Source organism: Massilia sp. CT11-108, assembly GCF_047302915.1.
Lineage (GTDB): Bacteria > Pseudomonadota > Gammaproteobacteria > Burkholderiales > Burkholderiaceae_D > Telluria > Telluria orientalis.
In genome coordinates, this window is sequence record NZ_JBKYMO010000766.1 from 1 (window position 1) to 1,912 (window position 1,912).

At 65.5% G+C, this 1,912-nt stretch carries 4 protein-coding genes; 1 reads left to right on the forward strand and 3 read right to left on the reverse strand.

From position 1 onward, the window contains the following. Window positions 1-25: 25 nt before the first annotated feature. From ACEN88_RS30420 to ACEN88_RS30430, 3 genes are all read right to left on the reverse strand, one after another. Complete coding sequence (locus tag ACEN88_RS30420; protein ID WP_413345721.1) at window positions 26-226, reverse strand: hypothetical protein; 201 nt, start codon at window positions 224-226, stop codon at window positions 26-28. An 87-nt stretch (window positions 227-313) separates the two neighbouring features. After that, window positions 314-592 carry a hypothetical protein gene (locus tag ACEN88_RS30425; RefSeq protein WP_413345723.1) on the reverse strand — a complete coding sequence of 93 codons (279 nt, stop codon included), beginning with the start codon at window positions 590-592 and terminating at the stop codon, window positions 314-316. A gap of 70 nt (window positions 593-662) precedes the next feature. Next, window positions 663-1,463 (reverse strand): SDR family NAD(P)-dependent oxidoreductase, encoded by an 801-nt coding sequence (locus tag ACEN88_RS30430; protein WP_413345725.1) that lies wholly within the window; start codon window positions 1,461-1,463, stop codon window positions 663-665. Between the two features lie 119 nt (window positions 1,464-1,582). Here ACEN88_RS30430 and ACEN88_RS30435 point away from each other — a divergent pair. Next, on the forward strand, window positions 1,583-1,912 hold a 330-nt coding region (locus tag ACEN88_RS30435), incomplete at its 3' end, for a TetR/AcrR family transcriptional regulator (RefSeq protein WP_413345726.1).

Consider the following 1,912-nt stretch of genomic DNA (forward strand, 5'->3'; position numbering starts at 1 on the left):
GGCGAAGGCACGGCCGCGACAGCCATCAACCGCGGCTACCAGGACACGCGCAGCCGCCAGGCCAGCCCCGGTTCGACGGGTCTCGGCGCGCCAGCGGCGCTTCCTCTTCCGGACGCGGCTGGGTGCCGCTGCCGCCCGTCTCGGCCATCGTCTCGTGCGTGAGGGTGCTGCCTTCTTCGCCGCTGGTCGGGTTGCCGACGCCGATCGTCGTCGATTTCGCGTTCATGTCGCCTCCTGAAGTGTCAATTGATGAGCGATTGTCGCCGCGCGCACGCCGCCCGTCTGTCGGCAGGCATGGCGTGCGCGTGTAGGATCAGACCGGAATCTCGGACGTGCCGCCGCCCACGCTGCCGAACTCCTGCAATTGTTCGATCGTCAGCCGGCGCTCGTTGAGCGCGGCCAGGATCGCTTGTAACTGGTCGGGATCGGGCTGGATGTAGACGATGCGCTGCTCGACCTCATCTTCCCAGCAGCGCGTGTAGGGTACGTCGGTCTCGGCCATGATCTTCGCGTCGAAGCTGCCGTCGCGCAATTCGCCGAACAGGGTGACGCGGGTCGTGTCGGGCGTCGTGTTCTTTACCGTGATGCTCATGCATGCTCCTTTCGGTGTGCTGGTCGTCACGGTCATTGTCCCGTAGGCGCGGGCGGGCTGCAAACGCGGTTCAAGCGTGCGCGGCGGCCAGGTAGCGCGAGGCCGGCTTGCCGCTCATCGCGCCCTGCATCAGCCTGGCGGCGGCTTCCTCGAAATTCTTCCACAGTTGCGCATCCTCGACGGACGGGAAGGTCACCTGCTCGCCCAGGTCGAGGCCAGCAAGGGCCGCGTCCACGCAATCCTCGGCCGTCATCACGATGCGCGGGTCCATCGCATTCAGCCGGTCTTCTTCCCAGATCTCGGTGGCAGTCACGGACGGCGCCACCAGTTGCACGCGGACGTTCGTGCCTTGGACCTCGTTCTGGAGGGCGCGCGTCAGGTTCGCGACATGGCCCTTGCCGGCGCTGTAGAACGTGCTCGTCGGCAGGAAGCCGAATCCGAGGATCGAGGCAATGTTCACGAGCGTACCGTGATTGCGCGCCAAAAATTGCGGCAGGGCGGCAAGACTCAGGCGGTTGACCGCGTCCACGTTGATCGCTTGCTGCCAGGCGACATCGGCCGGATTCAAGGTCGTCGTCGCACCGGACACCGACACGCCCGCGTTATTCACGAGCATGGTGATGCTGGCATCGTCACGGATCAGGTCGGCCAGGCGCTCCACGTCGTTGCTGCGGCTGAGGTCGGCAACGAAGGGACGGACCTGCACGCCATATTCGGTGGCCAGCGTCTCGGCCAGTTCAGCGAGCTTGTCGCCGCGGCGGGCGACGAGGACGAGGTCGTAGCCGCGCCGCGCCAGGCGGTCCGCGTAAATCCTGCCCAGGCCTGCGGATGCGCCGGTGACGATGGCCGTGCCTTGCTGTGCTTTGCTCATGATGTACTCCTCGATGGTGGGGTTGAAAGCAAACATGATGAACGTCATGTTTGGATGGACGAAGCATGATGGATATAATATTTGAAGTCAACCTCACAATTTATATGGAGGCGATAGACATGCGCTATCCACCGGAAGAAACCGCCGCCAAGCACCGCCGCATCCTCGAGCAGGCGGGCCGGCTGTTCCGCGAACGCGGCTTCGCGGGCGTCAGCGTCGGCGAGATCATGAAGGCGACCGGCCTCACGCACGGGCCGTTCTACAACCACTTCGCCTCCAAGGAAGCGCTGATGGCCGAGGCGCTGGCCGACCTGTCGTCGCGGACGCAGGCCGATTTCGACCGCATCCTGGCGGAGCAGGGCATCGCGGCCTACCTCGACCTGTACCTGAGCCGGCGCCACGTCGACGGCGCCGGCGCGGGCTGCCTGATGACGGCGCTGTCGGCCGCG